The organism is Sphingomonas endophytica (assembly GCF_001476895.1).
GTDB classification, from domain to species: Bacteria; Pseudomonadota; Alphaproteobacteria; order Sphingomonadales; family Sphingomonadaceae; genus Sphingomonas; species Sphingomonas endophytica_A.
Map to the genome: position 1 here is coordinate 1 of NZ_LDTB01000151.1, position 585 is coordinate 585.

Sequence of the window (585 nt, forward strand, 5' to 3'; positions counted from 1 at the left end):
GGCTGGAAGAGCTTTCGGGCGCGCGCATCTCGTGCATCGGCGTCGGCCCCGGCCGCGACCAGACCATCGTCCGGCACGACGTGCTCGGCTGAGTTTCCCTCGCGAACAGCCCCTTCCCGGTCTCGGGGAGGGGCTGTTTTCGCAGTTCACTCCCCGACACGCGCGAGTGATGTCGACTCGCTATCGATTTGACAGCATCCACTCGGCAACCGCTATCTTCGCTGCGCGGCGCGCGGGGACGTGCCGCGCTTTTCTGAGTGTGAGTGGGTGTGCGGCGTGAACCGTCGGTCCGATGATGTGAACATTTCGACGGTGCGGCGCGTGGCCCGTCCGCTGGTGGGCGTGCTGCCGATGGCGTTGGCCGTCGCCTGCGCCGGTGTCGCGGTGGCGGTACCGCAGCCCGGTGTCACCCAGCCTGTGCAGCCGGGTATCAACACCCCGGCACCGGCCGACGAGGGCCGTTCCGAACTCGGCGATTTCGACGGTCCCGAGACCCTGCAGAAGCTCGCGCCGGAGCGCCCGGAATCCCGCCCGGTGCCCGAGTACACCACGCCGCCCCCGCCGGTCGTCATCGAGGAACTGCAC

General features: G+C 69.1%; 1 pseudogene. It reads left to right on the forward strand.

Annotated features, from left to right (window positions below):
* Window positions 1–276: 276 nt before the first annotated feature.
* A pseudogene (locus tag NS334_RS16445) lies at window positions 277–585 on the forward strand (hypothetical protein); the annotation flags it as partial.